Origin of the sequence: Kitasatospora sp. NPDC057198 (genome assembly GCF_042670125.1) — a bacterium.
Taxonomy (GTDB): Bacteria; Actinomycetota; Actinomycetes; order Streptomycetales; family Streptomycetaceae; genus Kitasatospora.
Window position 1 is genome coordinate 1 of record NZ_JBHUWH010000799.1, and the last position, 1,948, is coordinate 1,948.

The following is a 1,948-nucleotide window of genomic DNA, read 5'->3' on the forward strand; positions in this document are numbered from 1 at the left end:
CCCGCAGAGGCGGACGCCGCCTCCGTCGCCGCCGAGGCCGCCGCCCGGCTGCGGGTGTCCGACCTCGCCGTCGAGGAGCACGACCTCACCGTGGCTCGGCACCGCACCGTCGCCCGGCTCGCCGGGACGGCCCGGCTGCTCGACCTGGACCGGGCGGTGGAGCGGCTGCGGGTGGTCAAGGACGAGTACGAGCTCGCCGACCTGCGGATCGCCGCCGAGATCGCCGACCAGGCCCTCGGCGAACTGCTCGAGTCCATCCTGGTCGGCCGCACCGAGCGGCACCTGGCGATGGAGCTGGAGCGCCGGATGATCGACCACGGCGCCGACCGGGCCGCCTTCCCGGTCTCGGTCGGCACCGGCAGCCACTCCGGCCTGGAGCACCACCAGCCCACCGACCGCCGGGTCGAGGAGGGCGACTTCCTCACCGTCGCGCTCGGCGCCCGCTACCGCGGCTACGGCATCTCCACCGCCCGCACCTTCGTGATCGGCGCCGCCCCCGCCGCCTGGCAGGTCGAGCTGCACCGGCTGGTCTTCCGCGCCCAGCGGGCCGGCCGGGAGGCCCTCGGACCCGGCGTCGAACAGCACGTCCCGGACGACGCGGCCCGCTCGATCCTCCAGGCCGCGGGCCACGCCGAGCAGTCCGTCCACGCCCTGGGACACGGCATCGGGCTGGAGATCCGGGAGGCTCCGCGCCTGGGGCCCGCCGACATGGGTAAACTGGACAATCGCGTGCCGGTCACCGTCGGCCCCGGGGTCCATCTCCCGGGTCGGGGCGGTGTCCGGATCGAGGACACGCTCGTGGTGCGGCCTCCCGAGGAGGGCGGGCCCGAGCTGCTCACCATCACCACCAAGGAGCTCCTCGCGCTGTGACCGGAGCCGGTCGCGGTGGCGCGCGGCTTGGTGTTCCTTGACAGCGGACATATCAGGAGTAAGTGCGCCCGTGGCTACCACGAACGATCTCAAGAACGGCATGGTCCTCAAGCTGGACGGCGGCAAGCTCTGGACCGTCGTCGAGTTCCAGCACGTCAAGCCCGGCAAGGGCCCGGCCTTCGTTCGCACCAAGCTGAAGGAGGTCCTCTCCGGCAAGGTCGTCGAGAAGACCTTCAACGCGGGCATCAAGGTCGAGACCGCCAACGTCGACAAGCGGACCATGCAGTACTCGTACCGCGACGGCGACGCGTTCATCTTCATGGACATGGACACCTACGACCAGGTCCCGGTCGACTCCGCCACCGTCGGCGACGCCGCCAAGTACCTGCTCGAGGGCTTCGAGGCCCTGGTCGCCCAGAACGAGGGCGTCCCGCTGTACGTCGAGCTCCCCGCCGCGGTCGAGCTGGTCATCGCCGAGACCGAGCCGGGCGTCCAGGGCGACCGCTCCACCGGCGGCACCAAGCCCGCCACCCTGGAGACCGGCGCCGAGATCCAGGTGCCGCTGTTCGTCACCACCGGCGAGAAGGTCAAGGTCGACACCCGCGACGGCAGCTACCTCGGCCGGGTCAAGTAACCGTGGCCGCTGCACGTAGCAAGGCCCGCACCCGGGCCTTCCAGATCCTGTTCGAGGCGGACCACCGCGGCGTGTCCCCCGAACGGGTGCTCGCCGACTGGATCGCGCGGGCGCGCGACCCCCGTCCGGACGAGGGCATTCCGCAGGTCGCGGAGTACACGATGCAGCTGGTCGAGGGCTACGCGCAGCACGCGCGCACCATCGACGACCTGATCTCCACCTACGCGGTGGGCTGGACGCTGGACCGGATGCCGATCGCCGACCGCAACGTGCTCCGGCTCGGTGCGTACGAGCTGATCTGGGAGGACGGGACGCCCGACGCGGTGGTCCTGGACGAGTCCGTGGAGATCGCCAAGGAGTTCTCCACCGACGAGTCGCCGGCCTTCGTGAACGGCCTGCTCGCCCGCTTCATGGAGCTCAAGCCGAGCATCCGGCGCTGAGCCC

3 protein-coding genes are annotated in these 1,948 nt (G+C 71.5%); all 3 read left to right on the forward strand.

The window, feature by feature from the left end:
• Positions 1 to 870, forward strand: an 870-nt coding sequence (locus tag ACFUEL_RS39125) for a M24 family metallopeptidase (protein WP_380242896.1), incomplete at its 5' end; no start/stop codon positions are given.
• A 70-nt stretch (positions 871 to 940) separates the two neighbouring features.
• Positions 941 to 1,504 (forward strand): elongation factor P, encoded by a 564-nt coding sequence (gene efp / locus ACFUEL_RS39130; RefSeq protein ID WP_033211640.1) that lies wholly within the window; start codon positions 941 to 943, stop codon positions 1,502 to 1,504.
• 2 nt (positions 1,505 to 1,506) lie between these two features.
• Positions 1,507 to 1,944, forward strand: a complete 438-nt coding sequence (gene nusB / locus ACFUEL_RS39135; RefSeq protein ID WP_099897939.1) for a transcription antitermination factor NusB — start codon at positions 1,507 to 1,509, stop codon at positions 1,942 to 1,944.
• Positions 1,945 to 1,948: the final 4 nt, after the last annotated feature.